Source organism: Lysobacter oculi, from assembly GCF_003293695.1.
Classification (GTDB): Bacteria; Pseudomonadota; Gammaproteobacteria; order Xanthomonadales; family Xanthomonadaceae; genus Solilutibacter; species Solilutibacter oculi.
In genome coordinates this window covers 275598-291802 of the sequence record NZ_CP029556.1, presented here as the reverse complement: position 1 = coordinate 291802, position 16205 = coordinate 275598, and the positions used below count along the sequence as shown (strand labels likewise).

Annotated in this window: 17 protein-coding genes and 1 pseudogene; 8 read left to right on the top strand and 10 right to left on the bottom strand. The window is 68.5% G+C overall.

The annotated features are described in order from the left end of the window. Positions 1-14 precede the first annotated feature (14 nt). Positions 15-2384: a TonB-dependent receptor gene (locus tag DCD74_RS01325; RefSeq protein WP_112925735.1), complete on the top strand. Its 2370-nt coding sequence runs from the start codon at positions 15-17 to the stop codon at positions 2382-2384. Positions 2385-2480: 96 nt separating this feature from the next. On the opposite strand, the gene DCD74_RS01320 is transcribed toward DCD74_RS01325, so the two are convergent. From DCD74_RS01320 to DCD74_RS01310, 3 genes are read right to left on the bottom strand one after another with little or no spacing between them, the layout of a single operon-like run. After that, the gene (locus DCD74_RS01320) at positions 2481-3920 is read right to left on the bottom strand and encodes an NAD(P)(+) transhydrogenase (Re/Si-specific) subunit beta (protein ID WP_112925734.1); all 1440 of its coding nucleotides are present in this window, start codon (positions 3918-3920) and stop codon (positions 2481-2483) included. Beyond that, positions 3917-4405: a hypothetical protein gene (locus tag DCD74_RS01315; protein WP_112925733.1), complete on the bottom strand. Its 489-nt coding sequence runs from the start codon at positions 4403-4405 to the stop codon at positions 3917-3919. The genes DCD74_RS01320 and DCD74_RS01315 overlap by 4 nt, the downstream gene beginning before the upstream one ends. Further along, a complete protein-coding gene (locus DCD74_RS01310; protein ID WP_112925732.1) occupies positions 4402-4701 on the bottom strand; it encodes an NAD(P) transhydrogenase subunit alpha in 300 nt (99 codons plus the stop codon). Before DCD74_RS01310 ends, DCD74_RS01315 begins: the two co-directional genes overlap by 4 nt. A 137-nt stretch (positions 4702-4838) precedes the next feature. Here DCD74_RS01310 and DCD74_RS01305 point away from each other — a divergent pair, with 137 nt between their 5' ends. From DCD74_RS01305 to DCD74_RS01290, 4 genes are read left to right on the top strand one after another with little or no spacing between them, the layout of a single operon-like run. Then, a complete protein-coding gene (locus DCD74_RS01305) occupies positions 4839-5195 on the top strand; it encodes a hypothetical protein (protein WP_112925731.1) in 357 nt (118 codons plus the stop codon). A gap of 16 nt (positions 5196-5211) precedes the next feature. Then, the gene (locus DCD74_RS01300; RefSeq protein ID WP_112925730.1) at positions 5212-5766 is read left to right on the top strand and encodes an RNA polymerase sigma factor; all 555 of its coding nucleotides are present in this window, start codon (positions 5212-5214) and stop codon (positions 5764-5766) included. After that, on the top strand, positions 5763-6119 hold the full coding sequence (locus DCD74_RS01295) for a hypothetical protein (protein ID WP_112925729.1): 357 nt from the start codon (positions 5763-5765) through the stop codon (positions 6117-6119). Before DCD74_RS01300 ends, DCD74_RS01295 begins: the two co-directional genes overlap by 4 nt. Continuing rightward, positions 6119-6559, top strand: coding sequence for a DUF3106 domain-containing protein (locus tag DCD74_RS01290; RefSeq protein WP_112927604.1), 441 nt, complete (start codon positions 6119-6121; stop codon positions 6557-6559). The genes DCD74_RS01295 and DCD74_RS01290 overlap by 1 nt, the downstream gene beginning before the upstream one ends. A gap of 3 nt (positions 6560-6562) precedes the next feature. Here the strand turns inward: DCD74_RS01290 and DCD74_RS01285 are convergent, their stop codons facing one another. Together DCD74_RS01285 and DCD74_RS01280 are read right to left on the bottom strand one after the other, a co-directional pair. Next, complete coding sequence (locus DCD74_RS01285) at positions 6563-7675, bottom strand: NAD(P) transhydrogenase subunit alpha (RefSeq protein WP_112925728.1); 1113 nt, start codon at positions 7673-7675, stop codon at positions 6563-6565. 55 nt (positions 7676-7730) lie between these two features. After that, on the bottom strand, positions 7731-10025 hold the full coding sequence (locus DCD74_RS01280; protein WP_162615824.1) for a DUF1631 family protein: 2295 nt from the start codon (positions 10023-10025) through the stop codon (positions 7731-7733). Between the two features lie 82 nt (positions 10026-10107). On the opposite strand from DCD74_RS01280, the gene DCD74_RS01275 reads away from it, so the two are divergent. From DCD74_RS01275 to DCD74_RS01265, 3 genes are all read left to right on the top strand, one after another. Beyond that, a complete protein-coding gene (locus tag DCD74_RS01275) occupies positions 10108-10671 on the top strand; it encodes a nitroreductase family protein (protein ID WP_112925726.1) in 564 nt (187 codons plus the stop codon). Positions 10672-10742: 71 nt separating this feature from the next. Further along, positions 10743-11579 (top strand): 5'-3' exonuclease, encoded by an 837-nt coding sequence (locus DCD74_RS01270; RefSeq protein WP_237049679.1) that lies wholly within the window; start codon positions 10743-10745, stop codon positions 11577-11579. 38 nt (positions 11580-11617) lie between these two features. After that, positions 11618-12166, top strand: a complete 549-nt coding sequence (locus tag DCD74_RS01265; RefSeq protein WP_112925724.1) for an NUDIX hydrolase — start codon at positions 11618-11620, stop codon at positions 12164-12166. 18 nt (positions 12167-12184) lie between these two features. Here DCD74_RS01265 and DCD74_RS01260 read toward each other — a convergent pair whose 3' ends face one another. The 5 genes and pseudogenes from DCD74_RS01260 to prmC form a co-directional block, all read right to left on the bottom strand. Next, complete coding sequence (locus tag DCD74_RS01260; RefSeq protein ID WP_112925723.1) at positions 12185-13357, bottom strand: XVIPCD domain-containing protein; 1173 nt, start codon at positions 13355-13357, stop codon at positions 12185-12187. Continuing rightward, positions 13354-13866, bottom strand: a complete 513-nt coding sequence (locus tag DCD74_RS01255) for a hypothetical protein (RefSeq protein WP_112925722.1) — start codon at positions 13864-13866, stop codon at positions 13354-13356. The genes DCD74_RS01260 and DCD74_RS01255 overlap by 4 nt, the downstream gene beginning before the upstream one ends. A 179-nt stretch (positions 13867-14045) precedes the next feature. Beyond that, a pseudogene (locus tag DCD74_RS01250) lies at positions 14046-14264 on the bottom strand (alkylphosphonate utilization protein); the annotation flags it as partial. Positions 14265-14291: 27 nt separating this feature from the next. Then, the gene (pip, locus tag DCD74_RS01245) at positions 14292-15236 is read right to left on the bottom strand and encodes a prolyl aminopeptidase (RefSeq protein ID WP_112925720.1); all 945 of its coding nucleotides are present in this window, start codon (positions 15234-15236) and stop codon (positions 14292-14294) included. A gap of 44 nt (positions 15237-15280) precedes the next feature. Continuing rightward, entirely contained in the window at positions 15281-16120 is an 840-nt protein-coding gene (gene prmC / locus DCD74_RS01240; RefSeq protein WP_407072208.1) for a peptide chain release factor N(5)-glutamine methyltransferase, read from the bottom strand. Positions 16121-16205: the final 85 nt, after the last annotated feature.

The following is a 16205-nucleotide window of genomic DNA, read 5'->3' as shown; positions in this document are numbered from 1 at the left end:
ATCCGGGGACTTCCATGCAACGCCACCGCTTGACCCATGCCGTGATGCTCGCCATTGCCGCCATCGCCCTTCCCGCCCATGCGCAGGAGGCCACCGCGCCTGCCGCCGCCACGCCGGAAACGCTCGACCGCGTGGTGGTCACCGCGCAGAAGCGCGAGCAGCAGGTGCAGGAAGTACCGATCGCGATGACCGCCTATTCCGGCGAATTCATCGAAAAGCTCGGCGTCACCGGCATGGGCGACCTGGCCGCCTACGTGCCCGGCCTGCAGGTGCAGGAACAGAGCCCGAACAACCCGGGCTTCGTGATCCGCGGCATCACTTCCGACAGCGGTGCGCCCAACCAGCCGGCGCGCGTGTCGGTGTTCCAGGACGGCGTGTCACTGAGCCGCTCGCGTGGCGCTTCGGTCGAGCTGTTCGACATGCAGCAGGTGGAAGTGCTGCGCGGCCCGCAGGGCACGCTGTTTGGCCGCGCGGCGGAAATCGGCGCGGTGCACCTGATCCAGAACAAGGCCAACGGCCAGAACAGTGGCCGCCTGCATGCGGGCGTCGGCAGCTTCAACCAGCGGATGATCGAGGGCTACGTCAACGGCGTGCTGCAGCCCGACGGGCTGTTTGGCCGCGTGGCGTTCTTCCATGAATCGCGCGATGGCGCCTACGACAACCTGGCCGGCGGCACGCTGGGCGGCAAGGACACCAGCGCGGTGCGCGCCAGCGTCGGCATGCTGTTCGGCGATGCCGGGCGCATGGACCTGATCGTCAACTACCAGCAGGACACGCCGCCGGGCACCAACTTCCGCAGCATGACCATCCCCACCCGCCAGGGCAGCACCGATCCCTACGGCAAGGCGGACCTCAACCGCGGCGACGCGCTGGGCCTGGACCGCAAGGTCTACGGCGCCACCCTGCTGAGCAAGTTCTACCTGGGCGAGAACTGGACCTTCAACGCCATCAACGGCTGGCGCGGCTTCCGCTCCACCGAGCAGTTCGATGCCGACGGCTCGCAGCTGCCGGCGCTGGAGTTCGCCGAAGTGGCGGACGGCAACCAGTGGAGCCATGAGTTCCGCTTCAACTTCGACAACGGCGGGCGCTTCGCCGGTTTCTTCGGCACCAGCTTGTTCCAGGAGAGTGGCACCCAGCGCGTGGACTTCACCAACGACGAGCGCAGCCTGCTGCCGCTGCTGATGCAGGACACCGGCATCCGCACCCAGATCTCGCAGCTGATGTGGCAGATGGGCGCGTTGCCGGTCGGGGTGATCTTCCCGAAGCCGCCGGTGCTGAACCCGGATGGCACGCCGTTCCTGGGCCTGGGCGCGATGCTGCCGCCGGGCATGGTGCTCAACCCGCGCCACACCGAGTCGTTCGCCATCGACGGCGGCAGCAAGGCGTGGGACGTGTTCGCCGACGGCACCTGGTCGGTCACCGACAAGCTGGACCTGACCGCCGGCCTGCGCTGGACGCGTGAGGACCTGTCCGCCGGCTACACCGGCTACGCCGGCAACGCGCCGTCGCTGCTGGGCGGGCTGGGCACCGGTCGCCCGATGCCGGGCACCCGCAACATCCTCAACCTCGCCACCAATGGCCGCCTGTCGAATGACGGCAGCTTCGATTCGGTGGTGGGCCGTTTCGCCGCGCACTACACCTTCAGCGACGCGCTGGCGGTCTATGGCACGTATGCACGCGGCCGCCGCCCGGAAGTGGTCGATGTCACCCCGGCGGGCAAGGAAACGCTGCCGGCGGAAGTGGTCAACAGCATGGAGATCGGCCTGAAGGGCGCGCTCAACCAGGGCCGCTTAGTCTACGACGTGACCGCCTTCCGCTACGACTACAGCAACTTCCAGACCCAGCGCCCCAACCCGAACGGCGCGGTGCCGCCCTTCGTGGCGACCAATGCCGGCAACGCGACCGCGCAGGGCGTGGAACTGGCGCTCAATGGCCGGTTGATGGAGCACCTGAGCGCGTTCGCCAACTTCGCCTGGCTCGACGCCCGCTTCGACGACCGCGACGACAACGGCAACCCGCAGGCCTATGCCGGCAACCGTTTCCGCCTGACCCCGGACCGCTCCGGTTCGGTCGGCCTGGACTGGGAAGTGCCGTTCGGCGGCGCCAACGCCTTCTACCTGCGCCCGTCCTACACCTGGCAGTCGAAGGTGTTCTTCGAGGACGACAACAGCGCGGCGCTGTCGCAGGATGCCTACGGCCTGTTCAACCTGCGCGCCGGCGTGCGCCTGGCCGACGGCCGCTGGGACATCGGCGTGTGGGGCAGCAACCTGACCGGCGAGAAGTACCTGATCGACGCCGGCAACACCGGCCGCCTGTTCGGCACGCCCACCGCGATCCCGGGCAACCCGCGCATGGTCGGCGTCAGCGCCAGCGTGAAGTTCTGACCATCGCCGTGACGGAATGAAGAAAGGGCCGGGATTTCCCGGCCCTTTTCTTTTGCGCGAAGTATGGCGATGCGGCTTCGGCGGGCCTGCGCCGGCTCAGTGGCCGCCGTCGAGCGCCTTGAGTTCGCTGACCAGCGCGCTGGCCATCTCCGCGCCGTCGCCGTAGAGCATGCGGGTGTTGTCTGCGTAGAACAGCGCGTTCTCGATGCCGGCAAACCCGGTGCCCTTGCCGCGCTTGATGACGATGGTGTTCTTCGAATTGACCACGTCGAGGATCGGCATGCCGTAGATCGGCGATGCCGGATCGGTCTTGGCGACGGGGTTGACCACGTCGTTCGCGCCGATCACCAGCGAGACATCGGTGTTGGCGAATTCGGGGTTGATGTCGTCCATGTCGGCGATCAGGTCATAGGGCACGCCGGCCTCGGCCAGCAGCACGTTCATGTGCCCGGGCATGCGGCCCGCGACCGGGTGGATGGCGAACTTCACCTTGACCCCGCGCTCCTGCAGGCGCTGGGTCAGCTCCCATATCTTGTGCTGTGCCTGCGCCACCGCCATGCCGTAGCCCGGCACGATCACCACACGCTCGGCATAGGCCATCAGGGCGGCGACGTCGCTGGCTTCGATCGGCTTCATGCTGCCGCCGATCGCCTGCATCTCCGCATTGCCGCCGCCGAAGTCGGAGAACAAGACATTGCTGATCTTGCGGTTCATCGCCTTCGCCATCAGCCGGGTCAGCAGCATGCCGGCCGCGCCGACCATGGTGCCGGCGATGATCAGCGCCTCGTTGCCCAGCACATAGCCCTCGAACGCCACCGCCAGGCCGGTGAACGCGTTGTAGAGCGAGATGACCACCGGCATGTCGGCACCACCGATCGGCAGCGTCATCAGCACGCCGAGCGCGAGCGCCAGCACGAAGAACGCGATGATCCACGGCATCGACAGCGTGTACAGCGCCATCGCGCCCGCCAGCACCGTGACCAGCGCGACGCAGGCGTTGAAGTACTGCTGGCCGGCGAAGGCATAACGCTTGTCCAGCCGGCCGTCGAGCTTGGCCCAGGCGATGATGCTGCCGGTCAGCGACACCGCGCCGATCAGCGCGCCGATGACGGCGAGCGCCAGGGTCAGGACTTCCCCAGGCGACATCACCATGAACCGGGTATCGCCGGCGCCGGCCGTGGCGCCCATCACGGACAGCGCATGGCTCTTGCGCACCAGCTCCACCGCGCCGATCGCCGCCGCCGAGCCGCCGCCCATGCCGTTGAACAGCGCCACCATCTGCGGCATGTCGGTGATCGCTACCTTCTTGCCCCAGACCCAGTTGAGCCCGACGCCGATCACGATCGCCGCGATCATCAGCGCGATGTTGTGCAGCCCCGGCAGGAAGAACGTGGCCAGCGTGGCCAGCAACATGCCGGCGCCGGCCCACTGGATGCCGCTGCGCGCGGTCCTGGGGCTGGCCATGCGCTGCAAGCCGAGCAGGAACAGCGTGGCCGCGACGAAGTAACTCAGCTTGACCAACAGCAGCACATTCATGCGGACTCTCCCTGCGGCGCACGGTCCAGCCGGTGGTGTTCGCGCATCTCGATCGCCGTCTTGAGCAGGCCGACCATGCCGAGCCCGAACGCAACCAGGCCCAGTGACAACTGGTTCATCACCGTGGTCTCGGCGCGATACGCACCCAGCAGGCCCACCGCCATCGCGCCCAGGGCATAGACGGCCAGCAATGCCAGCATCCAGCGGCCTTTGCGCGGGTCCTGCCAGACCTTGCGCGACATCTCGTTCTGCGTCTTGGTCGGGTCCTGCAGCGATGACAGGCCAATGCCGACGCCTGCGTACAGCAGCACGTAGTTCATCAGGTCAAAGACCGACGCCATGCCCGCCTGCGCCGCCTTGCCCAACGCCAGCCCGGCGAGCACCGCATAGACCAGGGCCACGGCCAATGCCGGGTACTGCAGGTAGCTCAACGCCTGAAAGAAATCGCGCACCGAACGATGCGGCCGCAGCGCGACGACGCTCATGCCTTGCCCCCCGGCTTGTTGCTGGCCTTGAACATCTCCAGCATCCGCTCGGTGACCACGTAGCCACCGGCCGCGTTGCCCGCGCCCAGCAGCACCGCGATGAAGCCGATCGTCTTTTCCAGTGGTGTATCGGCGTGGCCCAGCACCACCATCGCGCCGATCAGCACGATGCCGTGGATGAAGTTGCTCCCCGACATCAGCGGCGTGTGCAGGATCACCGGCACCCGCGAAATGATCACGTGGCCGGCGATCGCCGCCAGCATGAAGATGTACAGCGCCACGAATCCGTCAGACATCGTCCAGCCTCCGCCCTCGTTCGGCCGATCATAACTGGACGGTGAATCCATGCATCCAAGGTCAACGGCGGGCGGGCCGGGGCGTTCCCATTCCTGCCCGGCCGGCGCATCCCCCCGACTCGACCAAGGAAAGCCCCATGAAGAACTCCCTGTTGTTGGCGGCCTGCGTCGTCGCCTCGTTCTGGGCCGTGCAGGCTTCGGCCGCCACTGCCCGCACCCCCGACCGCGGCGACCGCGTGGAAGCCCGCATGGACCGCACCGGCGACCGCATCGACCGCCGCCTCGACCGTAAGGGCCAGCGCATCGATGCCCGCTACGACCGCCGCGCCGAACGTGCCGAAGACCACGGCAAGCCCGGCCTCGCGCACCGGCTGCACCAGCGCGGCGAGCACATCGCCCGTCAGCTGGACCAGCGCGGCGACCGCATCGACCGGCGCCTCGACCGCAAAGGCGAACGCTTCGACCGGCGCTGGGATCGCGCCCACGGGCGCTGACCGCTAACCTCGACCCATGTGCCCCGATGCCAGCCAGGAGCCGCCCTTGTCGTCCGTCGCGCCCCCCGCGTCGCTCGACGGTTTCCTGGCGGGCATCGGTTCCCGCGCGTTCCGCTTCGCCGAACTCGGCCTGCGCCACAGGGAAGACGCGCTGGACGCCGTGCAGGACGCGATGATGAAGATGCTCGCCTACCGCGACCGCCCCGCCGACGAATGGCCGCCGCTGTTCTGGCGGATCCTGCGCACGCGGATCATCGATGCGCAGCGCCGCCGGCGTTTCCGGCTGGGCTGGCTGGGATCGGCCACGCTCGACGACGGCAGCGAGATGGAATGGGCCGATGCAGGCCCCGACCCCTCGCGCAGCCACGACAGCCGCGAAGCCTGGGCGCGGATGCGCGGGGCGATGCAGGCCTTGCCCGCACGCCAGCGCGAGGCGTTCAGCCTGCGTGTACTGGAAGAACTGGACGTGGCGCAGACCGCCGCGGTGATGGGTTGCAGCGAAGGCTCGGTCAAGACGCATCTGTCCCGCGCCCGCGCCGCGCTGCAAGTGCAACTGGAGGACTGGAAATGAACGACCCCCTGCGCGACGACCGCTTTGACGCGGCGATGCGCGCCCGCTACCACGCCGCCGCCGACGCGCTGCCGATGCGCCTGCGCGTCGCCCTGCGCGAGGCCCCGGCCCCGCGTGCCGCGTGGTGGGCGCATTGGCAATGGCCGGCCGGCCTCGCCACCGCGATGGCGGTGGGCCTGGTCGCCTTCACCCTGCAGCGGGCGCCGCAGCCGGCGAAACCCCCGGTGGCGACGAACGCGGCCAACGCCGCCTCGCCATCCCCCTCTCCCGCCAGCGCCGACCCGCTGGCGCTCGACCCCGATTTCTATGCGTGGCTCGCTTCCAGCGACGCGCAGCAACTGGCGATGGAATGATGAAGAAGACGCTTCCGCGGCTCGCGCTGCTTGCCCTGGCCCTGGCCCCGTTCGGCGCTTTCGCGGAACCGCCGGCGCCCGTGCCGCCGCTGCCGGAATGGAACCAGCTCACCGCCGCCCAGCGCGAAGTGCTGATCGCGCCGATGCGCGAGCGCTGGAACGCCTCGCCCGAGGAACGCGCGCGCATGTACCGGCACGCGCAGCGCTGGCAGGCGATGACGCCCGAGCAGCGCGCACGCGCCCGCCGCGGCATGCACCGCTGGGAAGGCATGCCGCCGCAGGACCGCATCCAGGCGCGGCGCATCTTCGGCGCGGTCCGCGGCATGACGCCGGAACAGCGCAAGGCATTCCTGGAACAGTGGAAGACGATGAGCCCGGCGCAGCGCGAGGTCTGGCTGAAGGCACACGCGCCGCCGGTGCCGCCGCCCCCGCGCGACTGAAGCTCAGCCGGCCGGCGCGGCCGCTTCGCGCGGCGGCCAGGCGGTCTTGGCCAGCAGCTCGTCGTCCCAGTCGAAGGCGAGCGCGCCGTCCTTCAGCAGCAGGCTGGCGAAGTTGAAGACGTTGCGCGCGTACATCTCGCTGGCGTGCAGCGCGCCCATCGAGGCCAGCCCGAGCGGTCCGGCCACGGTGACGCCGCCGTCGGTCTCGATAGTCTGGCCGGGCACGGTCAGCGCGCAGTTGCCGCCGGTTTCCGCCGCCAGGTCCACGATCACGCTGCCGGGGCGCATCGCCTCCACCATCGCCGCGCTGATGATCTTCGGCGCCGGGCGGCCCGGCACCGCGGCGGTGCAGACGATGACATCGACATTCTTCAGGTGCTCGCCCAGCCGGCGCTGCTGCTCGGCACGCTCGTCGTCGGTCAGCGCACGCGCGTATCCGCCCTCGCCCGCCGCACTGACGCCGAGGTCGAGGAAACGGCCGCCGAGCGATTCGATCTGCTCTCGCGTTTCTGGGCGCACATCGAACCCCTCCACCTGCGCGCCCAGCCGCTTGGCGGTAGCGATTGCCTGCAACCCGGCCACGCCGGCGCCGACGATCAGCACCTTGCTCGGGCGGATGGTGCCGGCGGCGGTGGTGAGCATGGGGAAGAAGCGCGGCGCGAGTTCGGCGGCGATCAGCGTCGCCTTGTAGCCGGCCATGCCCGCCTGCGAACTGAGGATGTCCATCGCCTGCGCGCGGGTGGTGCGCGGCAGCCGTTCCAGCGGGAAGACAAGGATGTCGCGCTGGCGCAGCGCATCGGCGCGGGCCGCATCGGCCTCCGGATTCACCCCACCGATGAGCGCGACACCCGGCTTCATCAGCGCGATGCGCGAAGCGTCGGGCGGCTGCACGCAGAACACCAGGTCGGCATCGCCGAGCGCGGCGGCGGCGTCATCCACCAGTCTCGCGCCGGCGGCGGCGTAGGCGTCATCGGTGAAATGCGCGCCACGGCCGATCCCGCGCTCGACGGTCACCTCGGCGCCGGCCTTGACCAGCTTGCCGCAGGTTTCCGGGGTCAAGGCGACGCGACGTTCGCCGCCCGCCGTTTCCTTCGCCACGCCGATCTTCACCGCCATCGTCCGCTCCGGATGCCTGTTGCCGCATCCTAACCGGAGATCGCGCGTGCCGGCTTCAGTGGACCTGGCGGCCCGCCGCGCGCAGCTGTTCCCAGACCTGGCGCATGGCCTGGTCCACCGGCGCCTCGATGGCGCGGATGGTCACTTCGCCGCGCTCCACCATGTCGGCGAGTTCTTCCGGCGAGACCACCAGCTTGCGCATGCCGCGCCGGTTGACGATGAGGAAGCGCGCGGTCAGCGGGCTGATCCAGGCGATCTTCGCCGCCGATTCGCGGCCTTCCTCTTCGCGGATACGCAGGCCCTGGCCGACGCGCAGCTTGCGCAGCCGCGCGATCAGCACCGGGTCGCAGGGTTTTTCACGGGCGCTGGCCAGATGCAGCCCGGTCGCCGGGACATCGGCATGGTCATCGGCCGCCAGCGGCTGGGCCGTGCGCACGAGCCGCTCGGCATCCACATCGGCCAACCCGCTGCAGAGCCGCGCCAGCGCCTCGTCCGCCGCCTCGCCGATGCGCCCGCACAGCGACAGGCATTCGCGCAGTGCGTCGAGTTCGGCGATGAAGCCGTGGGCGAGTTTGTCGGCCTGGAGCGCGGCACCGGCGGCGTCCAGCTTGGCGAGCTTGTTGCCGAGCACGACCATCGCGCGGTAGCGGGTGGAATCCGCGCCGTAGCGCAGCCAGGTGTGGGTCAGCGCCTTCTGCCAGAACTGTTCGAGGAAATGCTGGCTGGCGCGCGACAGCGGCCCGCTGGCCAGCAGGCCGGCCAGATCCCCGTGTGCGGCCTGCCGCGCGAAGTGCAGGCGCTCGCGGCCGTGCAGGGCTTCGGCCATGCGGCGCTCGGAAATCTCGGCACGGAGCTGTTGCTGCTCCAGGTGCTCGCGCAATTCCTGCGCGGCCAGCTCGATGATCGCCTGGTCTTCCTGGAAGCGGTCGACCACCTGGTCCACCACCGCCTCGGCGCGGTCGAGCATCTCGCGGTTGGTCGCGCTCTCGCCGGCGTTGCCGTCGCAGGTCTCGGCCAGCGCATCCAGCAGGCGGCGCGCCGGGTGGCTGCGGCGGTTGAACAGCGAGTCGTCGAGCATCGCCACCTTGACGTAGGGCAGCACCAGCTTGCCGAACATGCGGGTGCCGCGCGGCATCAGGTCGTTGCCCTCGGCCAGGGTGTCGAAGAGGATCGCGACGAGATCGATGGCGTCCTCGTCGTCCTGCCCGAAATGGGTCTGCTCGCGGTCGAAGCCCAGCTGCGCCGCGGCCTTGAGCATTTCCTCGCGGATCACCACCTGCAGCGAACTGCCGCCGCGCCGCGCCAGCGCAGTGACGAACGGCGTCGGGTCCTCGCCCTGCAGGACCGAGGCCATGGTCATCACCTCGGCGCTGCGCAGCACGTGCGCGCCCTGCCCGGCCTGCTTGGGCAGGGTCCAGGTGCCGGCGGCCTGCTCACGCTCGCGCCATTGCGCGAGGTGGTCGTGGACGATGTCGCGGTAGCGGGGCATGCCGTTGTCGCGGCGCTGCACCGGCTCGGTGGCCGGGCCCGGCGGCACCGGATCCAGCGCCGGCCGCCCGCGCAGATTGGCCACGGTGTCCTGGCCGACGATGCCGGACTCGGTGTCTTCCGCCATCGTTGCGGTGTCGTGGCCGGGGGTCTTGGCTTCCACCGGCGCCTCGCGGCGCATCGGCGCGGCCGGGGTCGCACTGGCTGCCGGGAACGCCACCACGCCGCCGCCTTCCAGCAGCGTGGACAGGCGCGGCAGCACGTCGCGCATCAGCGCCGGCAGGCTGCGGCCCAGCTGGTCGAAGGTGATCGGCACCAGCGTGGCGGTGAATTCGTCCAGCGGCAGGGTTTCAGCGAAGACGCGCAGGAAGGCCTCCGGCGCCCACGGGTTGCCCACGCCCGGCCGCAGGCCGAGGCTGGCGGCCATCGCGGCGACGCGGCGGTCGGATTCCTCCAGCGGGCCGGTCAGGATGCGCTGCAGTTCGGCGGCGAGCTGCTGTGCGTACAGATGCGAGGACAGCTCGATTTCCGACATCAGGCTGAGGGTGCGGGCGCGCAGCGGCGCGACCTGCCGGCTGCGCCAGGCGAGTGCGGCGCCTTCAAGCCCGCTGCGGAGCCGCATCCCCCACGCGGATTCCTGCGCGATGAGGCTGCGGATGGCCTCCATGTCGGCCTGGTGGGTGGAATAGCCGCTGGCGACGATGCTGCGCGTGGCCAGCTCGTTGCCGAGCTTCGACCAGAAATCGGCGAACGGCGCCGACAGCCATTCCGCGCCCAGCCGGCTGGCCTGCCTGTGCAGACGCTCGGCGTCCGCGTCCACGCGGTCGCCTTCCCACAAACCCAGCCCCAACCCCTGCTCCATTCCCGATCCCCATAAATCTAGAATGCAAGGTAGCAACGCCCACCGGATGCGGCTGAGATGCCCATCGCACTTCCAGGACGCCATGAACCTCGATTGCCTGAACCAGCGCCGCTCGGTGCCTTCCCGACAGCTGGGCGCGCCCGGCCCCGACGACGCCCAGCTGGCCACCCTGCTGCAGGCCGCCAGCCGCGTGCCCGACCACGGCAAGCGGGTCCCGTTCCGCTTCCTGCGCATCCAGGGCGACGCGCGGGCGGCAATGGGCGCGCTGCTCGAAAGCCGCAAACGCGCGCTCGACCCCGAGGCCAGCGACGCCACCCTGCAGAAGGAACGCGAGCGTTTCAGCTTCGCGCCGGTCATCGTGACCGTGCTGGCCAAGCAGGGCTTCGACGAGAAGATCCCGGCCAGCGAGCGCTTCGCCACCGCCAGCTGCGTGTGTTTCGCGCTGTTGCAGGCGGCGCAGGCGGCTGGCTTCGGCGCACAGTGGCTGACCGGCTGGGCGGCCTATGACGAAGAAGTGCGCAGGCGCCTGGGTCTGGACGATGACGAGGTGGTGGCCGGCTTCATCCACATCGGCACCGCGCAGCTGGAAGCGCCCGAGCGCGACCGCCCCGACGCGGCCACCCTGCTGCGCGACTGGCAACCGTGACGCCCGATGCGCCGAAGCCGGCGCTGCATCTGGTCGATGCCTCGCTCTACGTGTTCCGCGCCTGGCATTCCATGCCGGACGAATGGCATGACGAAGACGGCTGGCCACTCAACGCGGTGCACGGCTTCGCGCGCTTCCTGATCGAACTGCTGGAACGCGAACGCCCGCGCCACATCGTGATCGCCTTCGACGAAGCGCTGGATTCCTGCTTCCGCAACCGCCTCTACCCGCAATACAAGGCCAACCGCCCGCCGGCGCCGGAAGAGCTGAAGCGCCAGTTCGCGCAATGCAAGGCACTGTGCGAAGCGCTCGGCATCATCACCCTCGCGCATGGCGAATACGAAGCCGACGACCTCATCGGCAGCGCTCTGCATGCGGCGCGCGGGCATGGCTTCCGCGGGGTGATCGTGTCCGCCGACAAGGACCTGTCACAGCTGCTCGAAGGCGAGGACGAACAGTTCGACTTCGCCCGTGGCCAGCGTTGGGGCGCGGGCGGCGTCAAGGCGCGCCACGGCGTGCACGCGCACCAGGTCGCCGATTACCTGGCGCTGTGCGGCGACGCGGTCGACAACATCCCGGGCGTCAACGGCATCGGGCAGAAGACGGCGGCGGCGTTGATCTCGCATTTCGGCGGGCTGGACGCGTTGATGGCGCGTATCGACGAAGTCGCCTTCCTGCGCCTGCGTGGTGCGGCGGCCACCGCGCGCCGCCTGCATGAGCAGCGCGAGCACGCCCTGCTGTGGCGGCAACTCACCCTGATCGCGCTGGATGCGCCGCTGGGCCCGCATGCGCCGCCGTTCACGCGCGGCCGTGCCGATGCGCAGGCGCTTGAAAGCTTCGCGCAACGCGTGCGCTTCGGGCCGCTGACGCGTCGGCGGCTGTGGCAGGCGGCGGGCTTGGACGCCTGAAGGTCGCGCTGTCATCCCGGGCCGGTTAGCATCCGGGCATGGGTGAAGACGTCGAAATCCTGCATCAGGGCGAGTGGCTGCGGCTGGTCCGCCGCGGCAAATGGGAGGCCTGCGAACGCTGCCACGGCGGCGACGGCATGGCGGTGATCGTGATCGCGGTGACGCCGGCCGACGAGGTGCTGTTCGTCGAGCAATACCGCGTGCCGTTGCAGGCCCGGACCATCGAGATGCCGGCCGGGCTTGTCGGCGACGACCACGATGACGATTCGCTGGAAGCCGCCGCCAGCCGCGAACTGATCGAGGAAACCGGCTGGAAGCCCGGTCGCGTCGATGTGCTGCTGACCGGGCCGACGTCCTCCGGCATGAGCAACGAACGCATCGCCTTCGTGCGTGCGCGCCAGTTGGAAAAGGTCGGCGAAGGCGGCGGCGTGGGCGACGAAGGCATCACGGTGCATGCCGTGCCCCGCGCCGATGCCCCGCGCTGGCTGATGCAGAAACACGCCGAAGGCTACGAGCTCGACCTGAAGCTCTGGGCCGGACTGTGGATGATCGAACACAATCCGGATGGGACGTTGGCCGGGGATTGAATCCTGCGTTGTGCAGGTTCAGCGCGTGGCCGCGAGGGCCGGGACCGATGCCTGCCCGGACACCTGTAACTGGGGTGCCGGGTCTACCTGGTTGTGTCGATGGACAATCGCTTGAGGCTGGTCCATTTGCAGTGCGGCCAGCATGGCTTCACTCCGGTGCAATGGCTGGCCCACCGCCTGCGCCACATCGACCGACGCCCAGTTGCGCGTGGATGTGCCTGCGGCCGCATCGACAACGAAAGCGCGCGTACCGGCTTCGTTGAAGAAGAAGCCCTCTGCCCGTTCGACACCATTCTTTCTGCACGCGACGGTGAGCGAACCGGCGAGGTTGTCGCTGCAGGCATCCGGCACGCGTCCGCGCCGCCCGTCTTCCGCATGCACCTTGCCGAGGATGCTGCTGTAAAGGGCGTGGTCGGGATGGGCGGGTTCCTGCAGACCGACACGATCCTTGTTCGCATCCATCCTGGATCTTTCAGGCGTTCTGTCGAAGTCGCGAAGAACGTCAGGCTCAACGGTCACCAGCACGTATTGCCAGCGCTTCTGGCCAGCCATCCCACCCACGGTGCGCAGGAATTCCGGGTAATCATCGCGATGGATCGTCTGGCATCCGGCTGAATCGGTATTGCCGCGTGAACCCCGGTGGATGAGGAAAGAGCGATCCAGATCGGCGAGCCTCAGCGGATCGCCCTCTGAAAACCGGCCGTCTCCGTTGGTGTCGCGCTGGATTCTTCCACGACCTCCAGCAACCGCCGCGACCGTGGGCCTCAGCGCAGGCGCTCCCTGGTAGATGTCCATTCCCATTTCGATGACGCCATCGCTCAGGCGCCCCGCGTCCTTGATGCGGTCACCGTTTACATCCACGCCTTGCGATCTCCGGCTCCTTGGAATCCGCCCGGCTGCATGCGCATCGTATTGCGCAGTGGGTTCGGTATTGGCCCGATCGAAAACACGGGCACGCACCCCGCCGCGTTTCTCCTTCCAGAGGACGACCATGCGATCGTTGTAGATACCTGTGCCGTCGCGCGACTCATCCCGTCGTGTCGCGGGGTTGTCCAATGCAGCGTACGTGCTGTTTTCGACCCGAAATCCGAGGATCACACGCTCGCCCCGCGCCAGTGCCGCTTTCGCGTCAGCCCCGCCTTTCGCTTCCAGCAATTCGGCATAGGGCGTGGCATCCACCTCGCGACTCATGGGCATCCCCCATCTAGCACGCCATCCACCTCGCGCGGCACACCATCAGTTGGAGTGATGAGCAGCTTTGCCGCGAAGAAACGCCGGGTGCAGCCCTCATCCGTGCTCTGCGGGTCGTACTCCTTGCGGATCACCTTTCCGATCCGCAGTTCCGCCAATTCACCCGATGCACCTGCATAGCGGCGATTCCAGCCCTCCTCAGGCCCATAGACCTCGACGGAATCGAGCGCATCGAAACTCACGACACGGCCGGCGATGCCCACGTAAAAGCTGTCGAAGCCACTGCAGTAGTCACTCGCGACCACGTTCCCGCTTGCGCTTTCGGCGAACTCATACGCGGCGGGACAGTCGCCCCCCACTTCCGAAAACGCCCAAGCCTGTGATTGATCGTTGCCAACCGCATCCGCCCCTGTGGGCAACACCGCCTGCTCTTGCGAAGGCGCCGACACGCATCCCGCCGCGCCCGCCAAGACCAGTGCCAGGAAAGTGCTTTTCGACCATGCGTCCATAACAGATGCTCCATGTCAGGTAGGCATGAAGCAGAGTCGAAACTGCCAGGCGCCGTCTATCGGAAAACCCCGCGCATCAGCGCATCAGTGCGTCGGGACGCACTGAAATTCGCCACGTCCGGCACCCAAACGCAGATGGCCGCCCGAAGGCGGCCATCTAGTCGACACCACGCCCAACCTCAAGCCTTCTTCAAAAACTCCGTGCGCAGCACCAAGCCCTTGACCTTGTCGACGTTGCATTCGATCAGCTCTTCGTCGTCGGTCAGGCGGATGTTCCTGCACATCTGTCCGCGCTTGAGGGTGACCGAAGTGCCTTTCACCTTCAGGTCCTTGATCAGGGTGACGCTGTCGCCGTCGGCCAGGCGCGTTCCGTTGCTGTCCTTGACGATGATCTCGTCGTCGTTGTCGTCGCTCATCTTTCTACCTCAGCCTGCGAATTTGTCGGTGGCGCGCACCAGCGCGTCGATGTTCTCTTCCTCGAACGCGGAATGGCCGGCGGTGGGCGAAATCATCAATTCGGCCTTTGGCCAAGCCTTGTGCAGGTCCCAGGCGTTGGCGACGGGGCAGACCACGTCGTAGCGGCCGTGCACGATCACGCCCGGGATGTCGGCAATGCGGTGCACGTCGCGCAGCAGCTGGTCGTCGGCGTCGAAGAAGCCTTTGTTGACGAAGTAGTGGTTCTCGATCCGCGCGAACGCCAGCGCGAAATGCGGATCCCCGTGGCTGTCGGCGTAATCGGCCGGCACGCGCAGGTAGCTGGTGCCGCCTTCCCAGATGCTCCAGCGGCGCGCCGCTTCCAGCCGCACCGCCTCGTCGTCGCTGGTCAGGCGCTTGTGGTACGCGGCCATCAGGTCGCCGCGCTCGGCTTCCGGGATGTAATCGCGATAGGGGTCGAACTGGTCCGGGAACACCCGCGACGCGCCTTCCTGGTAGAACCATTCCAGCTCCCAGCGCCGCAGCATGAAGATGCCGCGCAGCACCAGCTCGGTGACGCGCTCGGGATGCGTTTCGGCATAGGCCAGTGCCAGCGTGGAGCCCCAGCTGCCGCCGAACACCTGCCAGCGCTCGATGCCGAGCATTTCGCGGATCTTCTCGATGTCGGCCACCAGGTCCCACGTCGTGTTGTCGACGAGATCGGCATGCGGCGTGCTGCGCCCGGCGCCACGCTGGTCGAACAGGACGATGCGGTATTTCGACGGATCATGGAAACGGCGCATCGCGTCGCTGCAGCCGCCGCCCGGCCCGCCATGCAGCATCACCACCGGCTTGCCCGCGGGGTTGCCGCATTCTTCCCAGTACAGCGAATGGCGGTCGTCGACGGCGAGCATGCCGCTCGCGTGCGGCTCGGTCGGCGGGTACAGCGTGCGCATGGCGTGCTCCGTGCGTAAGGGGAGCGCCGATTGTAGTCGCTGGCTCAGCCGCGCCGGCCCAGCGTCACCCGGTCGCGGTCTTCCAGATCACGCGCGGTGGCCACCTCCACGAAGCCTGCCTCCACGAACAACGCACGCACCGCCGCGCCCTGGTTCCAGCCGTGTTCCACCAGCAGCCAGCCGTGTTCGATCATGTGGGATGTCGCTTCGCCGATGATCACCCGCAGGTCGTCCAGCCCATCGCCGCCGGAAGCCAGCGCGGTGATCGGCTCGAAGCGCAGGTCGCCTTCGCCCAGATGCGGATCATCCGCTTCGATGTAGGGCGGATTGCTGGCGATCACATCGAAGCACTCACCGGCCAGTGGCGCGAACCAGCTGCCGTGGCGGAACTCGATGTGGGCGATGTCATTTCCCTCTGCGTTCGCGCGGGCCACGGCGAGCGCGGCCTCGCTGGCATCGGTGGCGATGACCTGCGCGCGCGTCCGCTCCTTCGCCAGCGCCAGCGCGATGGCGCCACTGCCGGTACCGAGGTCGGCGATGCGTGCCTCCGCATCAACCGGGAGGCGCGCCAACACCAGTTCCACCAGCAGTTCGGTGTCCGCGCGCGGAATCAGCGTGGCCGGCGTGACCGCGAGATCGAGCGTCCAGAAGCCGCGTCGTCCGGTCAGGTAGGCGACCGGTTCGCCGGTCTCGCGGCGCTCGACCAAGGCGTTGAACGCGGCCAGCTGGGCAGGCGCCAGCGCATCGGTGTCATGCCCGAACAGCCAGCTGCGCGGCTGGCCCAGCACGTGCAGCAGCAGCAGTTCCGCATCGATGCGGTCGATGCGCGCGGCGGCGGCGCGCAGCACGTGATGGACGGTGACGGGCAGGATCGGCATCCGCATAGCTTACGGACGCGTCGCATCCGGTGAGACACCCGCAGTCCAGCCTCGTACGATGGCCGCGCAGATCCGCCTCGATTTCACCCCG